The sequence below is a fragment of the Amycolatopsis sp. MEPSY49 genome, from assembly GCF_051337345.1.
Lineage (GTDB): Bacteria > Actinomycetota > Actinomycetes > Mycobacteriales > Pseudonocardiaceae > Amycolatopsis.
On sequence record NZ_JBDLYJ010000015.1, the window covers coordinates 114,780 to 130,489 of the forward strand.

Annotated in this window: 13 protein-coding genes; 2 read left to right on the top strand and 11 right to left on the bottom strand. The window is 73.4% G+C overall.

The window, feature by feature from the left end:
* The first annotated feature begins 23 nt into the window (after positions 1-23).
* Positions 24-3,125, top strand: coding sequence for an ATP-binding protein (locus ABFJ78_RS42690; protein WP_436393147.1), 3,102 nt, complete (start codon positions 24-26; stop codon positions 3,123-3,125).
* Here the strand turns inward: ABFJ78_RS42690 and ABFJ78_RS42695 are convergent.
* The 7 genes from ABFJ78_RS42695 to ABFJ78_RS42725 all read right to left on the bottom strand — a co-directional run bounded on the left by ABFJ78_RS42695 (position 3,103) and on the right by ABFJ78_RS42725 (position 10,443).
* Positions 3,103-3,879: an ABC transporter permease gene (locus tag ABFJ78_RS42695; protein ID WP_436393148.1), complete on the bottom strand. Its 777-nt coding sequence runs from the start codon at positions 3,877-3,879 to the stop codon at positions 3,103-3,105. The genes ABFJ78_RS42690 and ABFJ78_RS42695 overlap by 23 nt on opposite strands.
* Positions 3,876-4,811 carry an ATP-binding cassette domain-containing protein gene (locus tag ABFJ78_RS42700; RefSeq protein ID WP_436393149.1) on the bottom strand — a complete coding sequence of 312 codons (936 nt, stop codon included), beginning with the start codon at positions 4,809-4,811 and terminating at the stop codon, positions 3,876-3,878. Before ABFJ78_RS42700 ends, ABFJ78_RS42695 begins: the two co-directional genes overlap by 4 nt.
* Positions 4,812-5,035: 224 nt before the next feature.
* Entirely contained in the window at positions 5,036-6,208 is a 1,173-nt protein-coding gene (locus tag ABFJ78_RS42705; protein WP_436393150.1) for a serine hydrolase domain-containing protein, read from the bottom strand.
* Positions 6,209-6,390: 182 nt separating this feature from the next.
* Positions 6,391-6,876 (bottom strand): MarR family winged helix-turn-helix transcriptional regulator, encoded by a 486-nt coding sequence (locus ABFJ78_RS42710; protein WP_436393151.1) that lies wholly within the window; start codon positions 6,874-6,876, stop codon positions 6,391-6,393.
* 40 nt (positions 6,877-6,916) lie between these two features.
* Positions 6,917-8,170: an MFS transporter gene (locus ABFJ78_RS42715; RefSeq protein ID WP_436393152.1), complete on the bottom strand. Its 1,254-nt coding sequence runs from the start codon at positions 8,168-8,170 to the stop codon at positions 6,917-6,919.
* Positions 8,171-8,719: 549 nt separating this feature from the next.
* Entirely contained in the window at positions 8,720-9,454 is a 735-nt protein-coding gene (locus tag ABFJ78_RS42720) for a hypothetical protein (protein WP_436393153.1), read from the bottom strand.
* A 104-nt stretch (positions 9,455-9,558) separates the two neighbouring features.
* Positions 9,559-10,443: an SDR family NAD(P)-dependent oxidoreductase gene (locus tag ABFJ78_RS42725; RefSeq protein ID WP_436393154.1), complete on the bottom strand. Its 885-nt coding sequence runs from the start codon at positions 10,441-10,443 to the stop codon at positions 9,559-9,561.
* A gap of 93 nt (positions 10,444-10,536) precedes the next feature.
* On the opposite strand from ABFJ78_RS42725, the gene ABFJ78_RS42730 reads away from it, so the two are divergent.
* Entirely contained in the window at positions 10,537-11,190 is a 654-nt protein-coding gene (locus ABFJ78_RS42730; protein WP_436393155.1) for a TetR family transcriptional regulator, read from the top strand.
* A 4-nt stretch (positions 11,191-11,194) separates the two neighbouring features.
* On the opposite strand, the gene ABFJ78_RS42735 is transcribed toward ABFJ78_RS42730, so the two are convergent.
* From ABFJ78_RS42735 to ABFJ78_RS42750, 4 genes are all read right to left on the bottom strand, one after another.
* Positions 11,195-12,457, bottom strand: a complete 1,263-nt coding sequence (locus tag ABFJ78_RS42735; protein WP_436393156.1) for a protein kinase domain-containing protein — start codon at positions 12,455-12,457, stop codon at positions 11,195-11,197.
* Between the two features lie 149 nt (positions 12,458-12,606).
* Entirely contained in the window at positions 12,607-13,914 is a 1,308-nt protein-coding gene (locus tag ABFJ78_RS42740; protein WP_436393157.1) for an alpha-glucosidase/alpha-galactosidase, read from the bottom strand.
* Positions 13,915-13,931: 17 nt separating this feature from the next.
* On the bottom strand, positions 13,932-14,804 hold the full coding sequence (locus tag ABFJ78_RS42745) for a carbohydrate ABC transporter permease (RefSeq protein ID WP_436393158.1): 873 nt from the start codon (positions 14,802-14,804) through the stop codon (positions 13,932-13,934).
* The gene (locus ABFJ78_RS42750) at positions 14,801-15,703 is read right to left on the bottom strand and encodes a carbohydrate ABC transporter permease (RefSeq protein ID WP_436393159.1); all 903 of its coding nucleotides are present in this window, start codon (positions 15,701-15,703) and stop codon (positions 14,801-14,803) included. Before ABFJ78_RS42750 ends, ABFJ78_RS42745 begins: the two co-directional genes overlap by 4 nt.
* Between the last annotated feature and the right edge of the window lie 7 nt (positions 15,704-15,710).

A 15,710-nucleotide genomic window follows, 5' to 3' on the forward strand; every position in this document is an offset into this window, starting at 1 on the left:
CGGTGCCCGGCTAGCCTGGGCCGGTGACGATCGAGCTGGTCCTGCTGCCGCGGGTCGCCTACCGCGGCCGGGAGATCACCAGCGCCCGCCTCGGCGGGCTCCTGGCCCTGCTCGCCGACGACCTGCGCACCGGCTGCGGCACCGGCCGCCTGATCGAGGGCATCTGGCCCGAAGACCGGCCGGAGCACCCGGCGAAAGCGTTGCAGGTCCTCGTTTCCCGCGCCCGGGCCCAGCTCGGCCCCGGCGTCCTCGAAGCGACCCCGGCCGGCTACCGGCTCACGCTGGCCGAGGACCAGGTGGACGCGTCCGCGGTGCTGCTCAGCGCCGCCGCGTGCGCCCGGTTGTCCCGGGCCGGCGACCACGAAGCCGCGCTCGCCCACGCCGAAACGGGCCTCGCGCTGGGAAACCCGCGCGCGGACACCGGAAGCGACGACCCGCTGGCCGCGCTGCGGGCGGCTCGCGCGTCGACGCGCCGGTGGCTGGTGCGCGCCCGGGCGCTCTGCCACTCGCGGCTGGGGCGGCCGGCGGAGGCGCTCGACACGCTGGCCGGCCTGGCCGCCGAACGGCCGCGCGACGAAGAACTGCTCGTCGAGCTGCTGCGCAGTGAAGCGGCGATCACCGGGCCGTCCGCCGCGCTGGCCCGCTACGACAGCTACCGGCGCGCCCTGCGCGACGACCTGGGCAGTGAGCCCGGGCCCGCGCTGCGCAAGGTGTACGAACGCCTTCTGCACGGCGAAACACCCCCGGCACGCCACGGCGTCGCACAGGAACCGAACCCGCTGCTCGGCCGGGACGCGGACCTCGCCGCGGTCGCCGGGCTCGTGCGGACCTCCCGGGTGACGTCGATCGTCGGTGCGGGCGGGCTCGGCAAGACCCGGCTCGCCCACGCCGTCAGCCGCCGGGCCGAGCAGCGGATCGTGCACTTCGTCGCGCTCGCCGGCGTTTCGGCCGACGACGACGTCCTCGCCGAACTCGCCTCGGCGGTCGGCTCGGGCGAGACGCTCCGCGACGGCGCCGAGCGCGACAGCGTCCTGCACGGGATCGCCAAGGCCTTCGACCCCGGTCCCGGACTGCTCGTGCTGGACAACTGCGAGCACGTCGTCGACGGGGTCGCGGACCTGGTCCGCGCGCTCGTGGCGACGACCGCCGAGCTGCGGGTGCTGACCACCAGCCGCACGCCGCTGGGGCTGTCGTCGGAAGCGGTGTACCCGCTGCCGGAGCTGAGCCCGCTGACCGCCGCCGAGCTGTTCCGCGGCCGCGCGCGGGCGGCCCGGCCGGACGTCGAGCTGCCGGCCGACCTCGTGCTCGACCTCTGCACCCACCTCGACGGCCTGCCGCTGGCCGTCGAGCTGGCCGCGGCCCGGGTGCGCGTCATGTCCGTGGCCGAGATCGCCCGTCACCTCGACGACCGCTTCGCGCTGCTGCGCGGCGGCCCGCGCGACGCGCCGGCGCGCCACCACACCCTGCACGCGGTCATCGACTGGAGCTGGGCCCTGCTCGAGCCGCGCGGCCAGACCGCGCTGCGCACGCTGTCCATCTTCCCCGGCGGCTTCACCGCCGGGGCGGCCCGCCGGCTGCTCGGCGGCGACGTCCTCGCGGTGCTCGACCACCTCGCCGCCCACTCGCTGCTCAAGGTGCACGACACGACCACCGGCACCCGCTTCCGGATGCTCGAAACCGTGCGGGAGTTCAGCACCCGGCGCCGGGCGGACGCCGGGGAAACCGAGCTGGTCACCGAGCGCTTCCTGGCCTGGGCCCGGGACTTCGGCGTCGAGCACGGCGACGCGCTCTTCGGCAGTGAGCTCACCCCGGCGATGGCGCGGGTGCGGGCCGAACAGGACAACCTCGTCCTGGCCCTGCGCCTCGGGCTGGAGCGCGAGGACGGCGCGACCGTCGCCGCGACGTGCGCGACGCTGGCCGGGCTGTGGACCTGCGAATCGAGCTTCACGCGCATGGCGGCCCTGGCCGCCGACACCGCTTGGCTCCTCTCGCACTTCCACCCGGAACCGCCGTTGGTCGAAGCGACCCGGACGGCGTCGGTGCTGTGCGCGGTGAACAGCTTCCTGTTGCAGGGACCCAAACCGATGCGCGCGCTGGCGACGCTGCGCCGGCTCCCGCCGGCCCCGGCGGGCACCCTGGCCGGGGCCGCCGAGACCGTCCTGCGCGCGGTGACCGGCCCGGCGCCCGCGCGCTTGGCCGAGCTGTGCGACAGCGGCGACGCCGTGCTCGCCGGGATGGCCGGCGGAGTCGCCAGCCACCTGCTCGAGGGCGAAGACCTGCCCGGCGCGCTCGCGGCCGCGCGGCGGATGGTGGCGGCGTTCGAAGACCGCCGGTCGCCGTGGATGCTGGCCGTCGCGCACGCCCGGGTCGGCGAACTGTGCCTGCAGCTCGAACAGGGCGAAGACGCCCGCCGGGCGCTGACCGCCGCGCTTTCGGTGCTGGACGAGCTGGGCACGTGGTCCGGCGCGGCCCGCGTCCGCGGCGCGCTGGTGTTCGCCAACCTGCTGCTCGGCGCCACCGACGAGGCGGAGCACTGGCTGGACCAGGCGATGCTCAGCGGCGACGAGGACGGGACGTCGATGGTCGACGTCGGCGTCCGCGCGGAGATCCGGCTCGCCCGCGGCGACGTCGAGGCGGGGCTGCGCCTGTGGCGCCAGGCCGCCGGACGGCTGCGGGAGCGCCGGACCGCCGGCGCGGCGCCCGGCTCCGCGGCCTGGGCGTGGGAGATCCAGGCCGTCACGGTGATCGCCCACGCCCGCCACGGCCGGCTCGACCTGGTCGGCGACCTCGTCGCGGAGCTGCCCGCGACGCTGGCCGCCGGAACCGCGCCGCAGGCCGGTCTCGCCGGCTACGGCGCCCTTCTCCTGGCCCAGGCGACCGTCGACCTGGCCACCGGGGACCGGGTCACCGCGGTGCGGATGAGCGCGCTCGCGGACCGGCTGCGCTTCGCCCGCGGGTTCCAGCCGACGATGTCCGGTGCCGTCGCCCGGGCCGATGCCGAACGGGCCGACGGCCCGGCGTACGCCGCCGCGGTGGCGGCCTACGCCGGGCTCGACCGCGCCGGGCTTCTCGACGCCGCCCGGACGTTGCTGCGCCACCGGGTCAGCGCACGGGATCCCGCTTGAACAGGGCCCGCGACCAGAGGTAGCCGGCGACCGCGAACCCCGCGCACCACGTGACGGCGACCCCGGCGCTGCCGCCGACCGGCGTGCCCAGCAGCAGCCCGCGGACGGTGTCGATGACCGGGGTGAACGGTTCGTGGCGGGCGAACCACCGCACCGCGCCCGACATCGAGTCCGGCCGGACGAACGCGCTGCTCACGAACGGCAGCACCTGCACGACCAGGATGAACAGGTTCGCGCCCTCGGCGTTCTTCGCCAGCAACCCGACCGCGACCGCGAGCCAGGTCAGCGCGAGCGCCAGCAGGACGACCACGCCCAGTGCCGCGAACCAGCCACCCGGTCCGGCCGCGGGCCGGAACCCGAACAGGAAGGCCACCGCGACGACCAGGACGGCGCTGACGACCGTGCGGAGCACCGCGCCCAGGACGTGCCCGGTCAGCACCGAAACCCGGGCGATGGCCATCGTCCGGAACCGCGAGATGACCCCCTCGGTCATGTCCCGGTTGACCGCCAGCGCCGTCATCGACGCGCCGTAGCCCACGGTCATCAGCAGGATCCCGGACACGACGTAGTCGATGTAGGCCCCGCCTCCGACGCCGGCCTGCATCGCGCCGCCGAAGACGCCGGCGAACAGCAGCAGGAGCAGCACCGGCATGCCCAGGGACATGATCATCATGGCGGGGTAGCGGCGCAGGTGCGTGAGGTTGCGGCGCAGCATGGTCGCCGAGTCGCGCGCGGCGAGGGACAGAGTGCTCATCGGACGGATTCCTTGGTGGTCGTGAGGGCGAAGAAGACGTCGTCGAGGTCCGGCGTGTGCACCGACAGGCTGCCGACCTCGACGGCGGCGTCGTCCAGCCGCTCGAGCAGGGCCCGCAGCGACCGGATCCCGCCGTCGCCGGGCACCTGCAGGGTCAGCGCGGCCTCGTCCCGGGTGCCGTCGCCGAGCGCGCGTGCCGCCGCGTCGAGGTCTTCGGCGGCGGTGAACTGCAACCGGACGTGCCCGCCGGGAACGCGGCGCTTGAGCTCGTCGGGCGTCCCTTCGGCGACCACGCGGCCGTGGTCGAGCACGGCGACCCGGCCGGCCAGCTCGTCGGCCTCGTCCAGGTACTGCGTGGTCAGGAAGACGGTGACGCCCCCGGCGACGAGCTCGCGGATGATCCGCCACATCGTGTGCCGGCTGCGCGGGTCCAGGCCGGTGGTGGGCTCGTCGAGGAACAGCACGCGCGGCGCGCCGACGAGCGTCATCGCCAGGTCGAGCCGGCGTCGCATCCCGCCGGAGTAGGCGGAGACGAGCTTCCCGGCGGATTCGACGAGGTCGAACCGCTCCAGCAGTTCGGCCACCTTCCGCCGGCCGCCGGCGCGCCCGAGGTGGTGCAGGTCGGCCATCAGCAGCAGGTTTTCCCGGCCCGTCAGCAGGGGGTCGACGGCGGAGAACTGCCCGGTGACACCGATCGCCGCGCGAACCCCGTCCGGATCGCCGGCGAGGTCGTGCCCGGCGACCGACGCCTGCCCGCCGTCGGCGTGGATGAGGGTGGACAGGATCCGCACGACGGTGGTCTTGCCCGCGCCGTTGGGCCCGAGCAGGGCGAAGATCGTGCCTTCGGCGACGGCGAGGTCGATGCCGCCGAGCACGGTTTGCCCGCCGAAGGACTTGCGCAGCCCGGTGGCGGCGATCGCGGGGGTGGTCACGGTGCTCCTCTCGTCCGCCCTGGCCCGGACGGCCACGGCTGAGGTGAGGGTGCGCGACCCGGGTTTCACCTTGGTTTCACGGCGGTTTCCCGCCGTCCGGCCGGCGGGGCGGCGGGGCGGCGGGGCGGCGGATCACGCGCGTGCGGCGGTCGCCGCCTGCCCCTGGGCAGCTCGGTCCGGCGAGGAAGGCCCCGTGGTGACGAGCGTCCTCTGGCAGTGCGACACTAGGCGGCGCAGAATTCCTTCCGCAGCAGGCTTTGCACGACCTTCTGGTACGCCGCGGTGGGAGCCACCCCGGTGTCCACATAGGTGATGGACGCCTGCAGCGTCCGGCTGCCGTCGGGCGTGCTGTACACCAGGGTCGCGTAGCCCTGGACGCTGCCGTTGTGCGTCATCAGCGCTTCACCGCTGCAGTTCGCGTCCGCGTGCAGCTCGAAGATCCCGAGGCCGTAGTCGCTCGTCGGGTCGGGGGTCGCGTGCGGTTCCAGCATCTCGGCCAGTTGCGGGGCGGGGAGGAGCTTTCCGCCCAGCAGTGCGGAAAAGAACCGTCCGAGGTCCTCGGTCGTCGAGATCAGCTCGCCGGCGCTGGAGATCCAGGAGGGGTTCTGCCGGCTGATGTCGACCGTCTTCTCCTGGCCGCCGTCGGAGTACCGGTAGTACGCGTGGGAGTGCGGCCCCGGCAGTTCCGGCGAGGTGCCCGGCACCATCGTGTCCCGCAGCCCGAGCGGCCGCAGCACCCGCCGCCGCATCTCGTCGGCGTAGGAGTGGCCGGTGACCTTCTCGATCAGCAGCCGGGCGACGACGTAGTTGGTGTTGGCGTAGCTCCACCCCGTGCCCGGCGCGAACCGCGCCGGCCTGGCCAGCGAGTACCGCACGAGGTCCTGCGGCCGGTAGGTGTGGAACCGGTTGTCCACCCATTCCTTGCCCGACCACGGGATCCCGGGCACGACCGTGCCGTCGTCGTAGTACTCGCCGGTGTAGTTGAACAGCCCGCTCGTGTGCTGCAGCAGCATCCGCACCGTGGTCCGCGGGTCGAAGCCGAACCCGGGCAGGTACCCGGCGACCGGGGCGTCCAGCCCGATCCGGCCCTCGGCCACCAGCTGCAGCACCACCGCCGCGGTGAACGTCTTGGTGGTGCTGCCGATCCGGAACCGCCCGTCCGTCGGCGGCTTCGCGGTCCCGCCCGGCTCGCGCGCCCCGGCGCTGCCGGTCCAGTCGCCCCGCCGGTCGTGCACCCGCAGCTGCACCCCGGTGAACCCGGCGTCGACGATCTCCTGGAGCGCCGCCCGCAGCTCCGGCCGGTCCGGCCCGGCCGCGGCGACCGGCGCGGCCGCCCCGGCCAGCAGCGTCACCGCCAGCGCGGTCACTCCCACCCGGCGCCTGATCACCCTGGTCATGTCCGGATCTCCCCTTCGTCGCCCGTTCCCCGTCATGACGACCACGGTCGCGGAACGCGCTGACGCGAAGCGGACACCGCGCTGACACGCCGTCGCGTCACCGCGCTGTCCACGATCGGCGAACCGCGGCGATGGTGGGCGGCGCCGTCGCCCTGTTCGACGTGCTTGCGGCCGTCGGCGTTTTAGCGGCCGGGTTCGGGCGACCGGCCGGCGACGTGGTCGCGCAGCCGGCCGAGCACGTCGACCAGCGTGGCGCGTTCGGCGTCGGTGAGGATGCCGAACGTCACCTCCGCGTGGGCGTCGTGCAGGGCCTTGATTTCGCTCAGGTGCTCGTGGCCCTTCGCGGTGATCTCGAGCCGCGTCGACCGGCGGTCGCCCGGGTCGTCACACCGCTTGAGCAGCCCTTCGTCCTCCAGACCGTCCACAAGGGACGTGATCGAGCGACCCGTGACACCCAGCCGGTCCTTGAGCTCGCCCATCCGCGGGGTGCCGGCCTCGTCGACGGCCAGCATCAGCAGCACCCGCGACGTGGACCAGCCCCGCTGCTGGTACGGCTGTCCGGCGAACCGGCGCAACGCGTGCGTGGTGCGCATCAGCGCATCGGCCAGCTGCGCCCCGGTCGGCGGTCCCTCCGGCCGAGCAGGCCCCGGCGTCTTTTCGCTCGACACACGGTCAGGTTACACACAATCCGGATAGACGAAACGAAAGCTATCCGGGTTGTGACTGGTGCATCGGAACGCTCTCGGGTCCGCGGGCGCCGTCGTCCGGGGCGCGCTTGAGCTTCCGCACCTCGGCCGAGGCGAGGACCAGCGCGGTGGTGACGACGATGGCCCCGCTCGCGAACCACAGCGTCCGGCCGAGCCCGAACCGGTCCGCGGCCGGGCCCGCGCCGGCCGCGCCCAGCGGGGCGAGGCCGAACGAGCAGAGCGCCTCGTACGCGGCGATGCGCGAGAACTTCTCGTGCGGGATCTCCTGCCGCAGCGTGGTCATCCAGTTGACGGTGAAGATCTCCACCCCGACCCCGCCGAGCAGCGCGGCCGCGCAGATCGCCGGCAGCGGCGCGCAGGCCGCGAACGCCGCCAGCGGCAACGCGAGCAGCACGGCGCCACTGACGCCGGAGACCAGCAACCGCCGCGGTCGCAGCCGCACCATCAGCAAGCCGCCGAGGATCATGCCGGCCGCGTCGCACGAAAGAATGAAACCCCAATCGCTCACGCCGTTGAGGTGACGGCCGGAGGCCACCGCGCCGAGCACCGTGAACGCCCCGGCGCCGAGGGCGTTGACGACGCCGAACTGCACGGTCACGCTCCACAGCCATCTGCGGCCGGAGAACTCCGTCCAGCCTTCGCGCAGCTCGGTGATCATGCCTTCGCGCTTGCGCAGCTTGCCTTCGGCCTGCATCGCGAAGGCGAGCAACGACGTCAGAGCGAACGTGGCCGCGTCGATCGCCAGCACCCAGCCCGGACCGAAGGCGGACACCAGCACACCGCCGAGCGCGGCTCCGGCGACCTGGGCGCCGTTCAAGCCGGTGCGGAAGATCGCGAACGCCTTGCCGGCGTGCTCCCGGTCGACGCTGCGCAGCAGCAGGCCTTCGGTGGCCGGCATGCGAAAGGCCATCGCGAGCCCGTTGGCGGCGGAGAAGGCGATCAGCTCCCAGAGCTTGATCGAATCCAGGAACACCACCAGGGCGAACAGCCCCTGTGCGACCGTGCTGAGCAGGTTCGTGGCGACGATGACCAGGTGGCGCGGCAGCCGGTCGGCCACCACCCCGCCGATCACGAAGAACAGCACCGCGGGCACCGTGCCCGCCGCGGACACCAGGCCGACCGCGGTGCCCGAGCCGCCCGCGCCGAGGATCGCGAACGCCATCGCGACCGGCGCGGCGGACGTGCCCAGTGCCGAGACGATCGCGCCGGCCATCTGCAGCTTGTAGTTGCGGCTGAACCACGGCTTCTTCCGCATCGGAGAGACGGTCCCCGTTGCCTCCATGCAAGCACTCCCGAAATTAGTTTCAATCCGGACTGAGTTATTTGTGCTTGTCAGGATTGACGGTATGCTCGGGGGTGTCAAACGACAAACCACCGGCGGGCCTGCCGACCGGCGCAGCCGGGTGCCGCGCTCATGCGGACCACGCACGCACGCGCTGCGGCTGGTCGACCGCACGGACTTCCGGTTCTTCGCGGCACCTGCGGCGGCGTTCGGTGATTCCGTTCGGCTGAGTCTCGCGGCCGGTCGGCCCCGCCGCCGGCGCCCGACGGGCCGCTTCCTTCCGCCGCGAGGCCTTCGAGGACGGCAGCGGGCCCTCGCCCTCGGCGGCGCTCCCCCGCCGGGGCCGCCTGACAAAGGCCGGGGGGCCGCCCGCCGCCGGCGCCCGACCGGCCGCTTCCTTCCGCCGAGAGGCATTCGAGGACGGCAGCGGGCCATCGCCCTCGGCGCCGATCACCAGCCGGCGCAGCATGACAAAGGCCGGGGCGCCGCCCTCAGCAGGCGACGCCCCGGCCTTGGCCCGGACTACCGGGACTTGTGCTCGCTCTTGCCCTTGCCCGCGGCCGCGTGGCCGTTGCCGTTGGCGGTACCGCCGTTGACCGGCTTGGCCGTGGCCGGCTTCGGGGGTTCCGGCTTGGCCGGGGTCGGCGGGACCGCCTGGTCCGCCGGCGTCACCGTCTTGTCCGCCGGTACCGGAGCCGGAGCCGCCGGAGCCGGAGGAGCGGGCTTCTCCTCCACCAACGGGTTCGACCTCTTCACCTTCGTCACGGCCACGACCGCCGCCGCCAGCGCGCCCAGGGCCAGCAACCACGGCCAGCGGGCCCGGCGGCTGCGCTCCCCGCGCGCCACGCTCTTCGCTTCCTGCAGCGCCACCGCCAAGTCGCGCTTGGCCGTCGCCACCGCCTTGCGGCGCTTGCGGTTCGACTCGTTCGCCGAGCCCGCCACCGTCGCCAGCGCCTGGGCCGCCTTGCGGCCCGGGTCGCGCAGCTTCACCGCGCGGTTCAGCACCTCGTCGCGGGCCGCGACCGAGTGCTTGCGCACGTCACGGCGCGAGGACCGGGTGCTCTTGTCGAAGTCCTTGGTCGCCGAACGGCCTACCTTCGCGAGCTCGTCCGCGCCTTCGGACAGCTTCCGGTCGGTGATCTCCACCGCCCGCGCGGCCGCGGCCGCACCCACCCGCGCCGCCTCGGCCGCGAGGTCCCGTACGCCGGCCGCCGCCGTCTTCACGGATCGCCCGACCGGAGCATCGCCCTGGCTCATGTGCTCACCTCTCACTAGTCCCGCAGGCAGGGCCTGCTCAGCCTCACACCACCGGGCTACCCGCAAATCGCCGTCCGGAACCGCCGAACCACCCGTCGGTGTCGTCAGGCCCGCACGTCGGGCAGGCTCTTGCCGCGCTGCCGGCGCCACGCGTCGCCGGTTTCGGCGTCGTCGGTGGACGTGCTCAGGTGGGCCCACTTCGCGTCCGTGTCGACGCGGCGCTGCCACGCCTCGCGGCCGAACTCGTAGGCGTCGCTGCCCGCCAGCAGGCGCAGCGGCGGCTCGTCGAGGCCCGCGACCGTGAGCACCAGGTCGGCGACCTTCGCGGGGTCGCTGTTCGCGTGCTTCTCGAAGTCCGCCATCGCGCGGGCCGAAGCGCCGACCGTCGCCTCGTACGGCTCGCTGATCGGCGGCGTGGCCATCGACGCGCCACCCCAGTCGGTGCGCATCCCGCCCGGCTCGAGCACCGTGATCTTGATGCCCAGCGGCGCGACCTCGGTGGCCAGCGCCTCGCTGAACCCGCCGACGGCCCACTTCGCCGACTGGTACGCCGTCATCCCCGGGCTGCCGACGCGGCCGCCCACGGACGAGACCTGGATGATCCGGCCGCCGCCCTGCCGGCGCAGCACCGGGACCGCGGCCTTGGTGACGTACACCGTGCCGAGGAAGTTCGTCTCGAGCTGCCGCCGGAAGACGTCGAGCGTCGTGTCCTCGAGGGACACCCGGTCGCCCTGACCGGCGTTGTTGACCACGACGTCGAGCCGGCCGAACGCGGCGACCCCGGCGGCCACCGCGGCTTCGGCGGCCGCCGCGTCGGTGACGTCGAGCCGCTCGACGTGGACGCGGTCGCCGTACCGCGCCGCGAGGTCGGCCAGGGCCCGCGGGTCCCGGGCGGTCGCGACGACTCGGTGCCCGGCAGCCAGGGCCCGTTCGGCGATCTGCCGGCCGAGCCCGCGCGAAGAACCGGTCACGAAAAACACTGAACTCATGGGAAGCTCCTCAGTTAACGCAATGCCTTTGCGTTAAACTGACCGTACGCCGGGTGCGAAGTTAAGTCAAAGCGCTTGCGTTATCGTGGAGGAATGTCCCAGCCCCGCCAGCGCGCCCGCTCCGACCAGGACAAAGAGGTCCGCAAGACGGCCCTGCTGACCGCCGCGCGCGAGCTCGCGGTCGACCGCGGCGTGCGCGAGGTCACGCTCACCGAGGTCACCAGCCGCGTCGGCCTGCACCCGTCGGCGCTGCGGCGGTACTTCGAATCCCGCGAAGAACTGCTGCTCGAACTGGCCGAGCAGGGCTGGTCCGAATGGCGCGAGCGCCTGCTCACCGACCTCGGCGGCCGCCGGCTGACCGCGGTCGGGATCGCCGACGTCGTCGCCGGCTCCCTCGACGCGCTCCCCCTGTTCTGTGACCTGCAGACGCACGTCGGCCTGAGCCTGGAGGGCGCGGTCCGGCTGGAGCGGGCGCGCCGGTACAAGACCGCGGCCTCGGAGTCCTTCGACGCGATGACGGCCGCCCTCGTGGCAGCTGGGGAGGGCCTGGACACCGAGGGCGCGCGCACGATCCTGACGGCGGCGATGAGCTGCGCGGCGTACCTGTTCCAGCTGTCGCGGCCGTCGCCCACCCTGCGCCGGCTCTACGACGAGGTGCCGCGGTGGGCGCACAGCGCGCTGCGGTTCCGCGAACAGCTGACGACGCTGCTGCGCGCGGTCGCCCTCGGGGTGACGCGGGAGCCGTGAGGAGTCAGGGGCCGGTCTGGCCCTTGCCCTTCACCGGACCGTTCCCCCGCGTCTTGCCCTTGGCCTTGCCGCTCTCGGCGTTCGTGCTGTGCGCGGCGCCGGACGTGGCGGCCACGGGCGGCGGCTCGGCCGCCGGCTCCGACGTCACCGAGGACCCGCCTTGCGGCGATCCCATCAGGACGGTCGACGCGGGCAGCGTCGGGGACACCGAACCCGGGGGCTGCGCCGGGCTGCTCGGCGTGACCGAGCCGGCGTCGGGGTCCCGGCCCGCGTCGGGATCCGCGGCGTCCGGCCGCGTCAGCAGCACGCCGAGCACCACCGCCGCGGTGGCCGTCGCGAGGCCACCGGCGGCGGCCAGCCGGCGCCGGCGCCGCGCGGGCACCGGAGCCAGGAGCGGCGCGGCCGGTTCCCGCAGCAGCCGCCCCACTTCGGCGGACGTGGGACGCCGTGCGGGTTCCAGCGCGGTCATCCGCTCCAGGACGCGGGCCAGCGGGGCGGGCAGCCCGGCGGGCACGCGGGGCCGGCGGTGCAGCCGCGCCGTCGCCGACTCGGCGGGGGTGCCGGGGTACTCGCGCTCCGCGGTCAGGCACTCCAGCAGGATCAGCCCGAGCGCGTAGACGTCGGCCGCCGGGCCGACCCGCTCACCGGCCACCTGCTCCGGGGACAGGTACGCGGCCGTGCCGGTGACCAGGCCGGACCCGGTGACGTGCGTCGACTCCAGCTCGTGCGCGATGCCGAAGTCGGAGATGAGCGGGCCGTCGGCGCCGAGCAGGACGTTGGCGGGCTTGAGGTCGCGGTGCACGATCCGCCGGTCGTGGACGTGGGCCAGCGCGTCGGCCAGCTGAACGGCCAGCTCGGTCACCTCGTCGGCCGGCAGCGGCCCGGCGAGCAGGCGCTGTGCGAGGTTCTCCCCGTGCACCAGCTGCATCACCAGGTAGGGCCGGTCGCCGTCGGTGCCGCTGTCGAACAGGGCGACGACGCGCGGATGGTCGATGCTGGCCTGGATCGTCTTCTCCCGCGCCCGGCGCAGCCGCTCGACGGCCACCGCGCCGCGGTCGTACACCTTGACCGCGACGTCCCGGCGCAACCGCTGGTCGAAGGCCTGGTAGACGCGGGCGGTGCCGCCGGCGCCGATGAGGCCGCCGACCTCGTAGCGCCCGGCGATCACCTCCGGCGGCTCGTCGCGGGCCCACCACGGCCGCACACCCGTCACGTCCAAGGAAAAGCGGGGCGAGGTCGGGGCGTCGCCATCGTGCTCACCGAGCATGGGCGGCGACCTCCGCAGGCTGAGGGCGAACGCCGACCGGGGGTCGGCGCTGGACGACGGCTGCTGGTTGAACCGGGAAACGAGCCCACACCTTACGCCCAGCCCGGCCGCGGCGCCGATTCACCCGTGCCGCGGCGGATCTTGGCGGGTCAGCGGCCCAAGATCGCCCGCAGGCCGGGCTGGAGCCGGTCGCCGTGCGCGCGGACCAGGTCGTCGCACAGCTCGAAGATCCGCTCGACGGGCAACGCGGCCGCGGTGGCCGGGTCGGTCATCGCGGCGTGGCGGATGTGGCGCGGGTCGTCCTCGACGGCCGCGCGCACGACCAGGTCGTTGACGCTCAGGTACGTCCGGTTGAGCGCGGCGAGCTGCGGCGGCAGCGCGCCGATCCGGGTCGGCCGGACGCCGGTGCCGTCGGCCAGGCACGGCACCTCGACCACGCCGCCGGACGGCAGGTTCTCGATCAGGCCGCGGTTGACGACGTTGCCGTAGACCGTCCGCGGGGTGCCGGTGACCAGGCTGTGGACGATCTGCGGCGCGTACTCGTTCGTGCCTTCGACGGGCAGCGGCTCGTCGGCGGCGATCGCGCGGCGGGTCTTCTCGTACTCGGCTTCGTTCTCGGCGACGATGCCGAGGTAGGCGCCGATGGGCAGCCGCAGCCGGTCGACTTCGCTCTCGTGCCCGAGGTACCACGGGACGTACTCGGCGGAGTGCTCGCTGGTCTCGGTCGGGTAGTAGCCGAGCCGCCGGAACATGTCGAACCGGACGCGCCGGCGCAGCTGCGCGTCGGTCTCGGCCAGCTCCGCCAGCCGCGGGTACAGGTCGCTCCCCCGGTGCTCGAACCGCAGCACCCACGCCTGGTGGTTGACGCCGGCGGCGACGTAGGTGACCTCCTCGAACGGCACCCCGACCAGCTCGGCGAGCCCGTGCACGGTCCAGTACACCGAATGGCAGAGCCCGACGACCCGGGTCAGCCCGGTCGCCTCGGCCAGGTACTGGACGTTCATCGCCATCGGGTTCGTGTAGTTCAGCAACCACGCGTCCGGGCAGACGTCGGCGATGTCGCGGCCGAGCTCCGCCAGGAACGGGAACGTCCGCAGCGCGCGGAAGATCCCGCCGATGCCGAGGGTGTCGCCGATGGTCTGGCGCAGGCCGTAGCGCGCGGGGACTTCGAAGTCGGTGCGAGTCGCTTCCCCCATCCCGATTTGGACGATGTTCACGACGAAGTCCGCACCGGCCAGGGCTTCCCGGCGGTCTTCGTGCGCGGTGAGCACCGGCTTGACCCCGCGGACGGCGGCGATGCGCCGCGCCGCGGCCAGCGCGGTCGCGAGCCGGCCCGGGTCGATGTCGTGCAGGGCGACGTGGACGCCGTCCAGCTCGGGGTAGGCGAACAGGTCGGCGAGCAGCCCCTGGGTGAACACGACGCTGCCGGCGCCGACGAAGGTGATCTTGGGAGTCATGGGATCCGATCCGCTGGTCAGGCCTTGAGCCCGCTGGAGGTGATGGACTGGATGAACGTCTTCTGCGCGCCGAGGAACGCGAGCAGCACCGGCAGGACCGTGATGACGTTGCCCGCCATCACCGCGGCCCAGTTCGTGTGGTGCTGTCCCTGGAACGTCGTGAGGCCCAGCTGCAGCGTGTACACGGTGTCGTGATTGAGCGCGATCAGCGGCCAGGTCAGGTCGTTCCACGTGCTCAGGAACGTCAGCACGGCCACGGTGCTCAGCGCGGGCCGCGACAGCGGCAGCACGATCGTGAACAGCACGCGCAGGCGCGAGCAGCCGTCGATCCACGCGGCCTCCTCGAGTTCCCGGGGCAGGGACAGGAAGAACTGGCGCAGCAGGAACACCGCGAACGGCGTGACCAGCGACGGCACGATGAGCGCGCCGAGGCTGTCGATCAGGCCCAGCTTCTTCATCACCAGGAACGTCGGGATCATGGTGAGCTGGAACGGGATCGCCATCGTCGCGATCATCAGGGCGAGCAGCGTCCGCGAGCCGGTGAACCGCATCCGCGCGAACGCGTACCCGCCGAGCGCGCCGAACAGCAGGTTCGACCCGACGGTCACCGCCGACACGATCAGCGAGTTCCCGATCCAGCGCAGGAAGAGCGCGTTCTCGAGCACGTACCGGTAGCCCGCGAAGTCCACGTGGGACGGCCACAGCGAGGGCGGGAACCGGTTGATCTCCGCGTTGCTCATCACCGAGCTGAGCAGCAGCCAGACCAGCGGCGCGGCGAACACCAGCGCCAGCGGGAGCAGCAGCAGGTGCCAGGCGCTGAACGGCAGCCGCGGGCGGCGCAGCGCGGGCAGCGTCCGAGGCGCGGGCACGCTGTCGATCCGGGCGGTCACCGGAGTGCCTTCCGGGGGCGGCGCGCCAGGCGCACGAGGACCACGACGACCAGCAGGGCCAGCGCGAGGACGTAGGCCGACGCCGCGCCGTAGCCGGCGGTGAAGTTCTTGAAGGCCTGCTCCCACACGAAGTAGACGATCACCGTCGTGGCGCCGAGCGGGCCGCCCTTGGTCGTCACGTACACGAGGTCGAACACCTGCAGCGACGTGATCAGCTGCCACAGCACCAGGAACGCCGTCACCGGCAGCACCGCGGGCAGCGTCACGTGCCGCAGCACGCGCCAGGTGCCCGCGCCGTCCAGCCGCGCGGCCTCCACCAGCGACGGCGGGACGTCCTGCAGCGCGGCCAGGTACACCACGACGCAGAAGCCGGTGCCGCTCCACAACGTGATGCCGACGAGCACCAGCAGCGCCTGCGCCGGATCGGTCAGGAATCCTTGCGGCGAAACGCCGAGGTGGTGCAGCAGCGAGTTCGCCGCGCCGAACTGCGGGTCGAGGATGAAGGAGAACAGCACGCCCTGCGCCGTCGCCGACAGCACGAACGGGACGAACACGAGCGTCCGGTACACCCCGATCAGCCTGATGCGCCGGTTCAGCGCCTGGGCCAGCAGGAAGCCGAACAGGATGCTCAGCGGGACGTAGAGCACCGTGTAGAGGACGGTGTTGCCGACGGCCTGGGCGAAGTGCGGGTCCTGGGCGAGCGCGGCGTAGTTGTCGAGCCCGACGAACCGGCTCGGCGTCACGAGGTCGTCGGCCTGGAAGGACAGCAGCAGCGACCAGGCCACGGGGACCACCCCGAGGCCGAGGATGATGAGCACGGCGGGCGAGACGTAGGCCCACGCGGCCGCGGTTTCGCGGTGGCGTCTTTGCAGGGTGATGGGCTTCGGCGATCCGGGCATGGCGGCT

Coding starts and splice junctions, on each gene's coding strand:
- ABFJ78_RS42720 (WP_436393153.1), bottom strand. CDS start 9,454: ATGAGCCAGGGCGATGCTCCGGTCGGGCGATCCGTGAAGACGGCGGCG.
- ABFJ78_RS42750 (WP_436393159.1), bottom strand. CDS start 15,703: ATGCCCGGATCGCCGAAGCCCATCACCCTGCAAAGACGCCACCGCGAA.
- ABFJ78_RS42705 (WP_436393150.1), bottom strand. CDS start 6,208: ATGACCAGGGTGATCAGGCGCCGGGTGGGAGTGACCGCGCTGGCGGTG.
- ABFJ78_RS42735 (WP_436393156.1), bottom strand. CDS start 12,457: ATGCTCGGTGAGCACGATGGCGACGCCCCGACCTCGCCCCGCTTTTCC.
- ABFJ78_RS42740 (WP_436393157.1), bottom strand. CDS start 13,914: ATGACTCCCAAGATCACCTTCGTCGGCGCCGGCAGCGTCGTGTTCACC.
- ABFJ78_RS42725 (WP_436393154.1), bottom strand. CDS start 10,443: ATGAGTTCAGTGTTTTTCGTGACCGGTTCTTCGCGCGGGCTCGGCCGG.
- ABFJ78_RS42695 (WP_436393148.1), bottom strand. CDS start 3,879: ATGAGCACTCTGTCCCTCGCCGCGCGCGACTCGGCGACCATGCTGCGC.
- ABFJ78_RS42730 (WP_436393155.1), top strand. CDS start 10,537: ATGTCCCAGCCCCGCCAGCGCGCCCGCTCCGACCAGGACAAAGAGGTC.
- ABFJ78_RS42715 (WP_436393152.1), bottom strand. CDS start 8,170: ATGCGGAAGAAGCCGTGGTTCAGCCGCAACTACAAGCTGCAGATGGCC.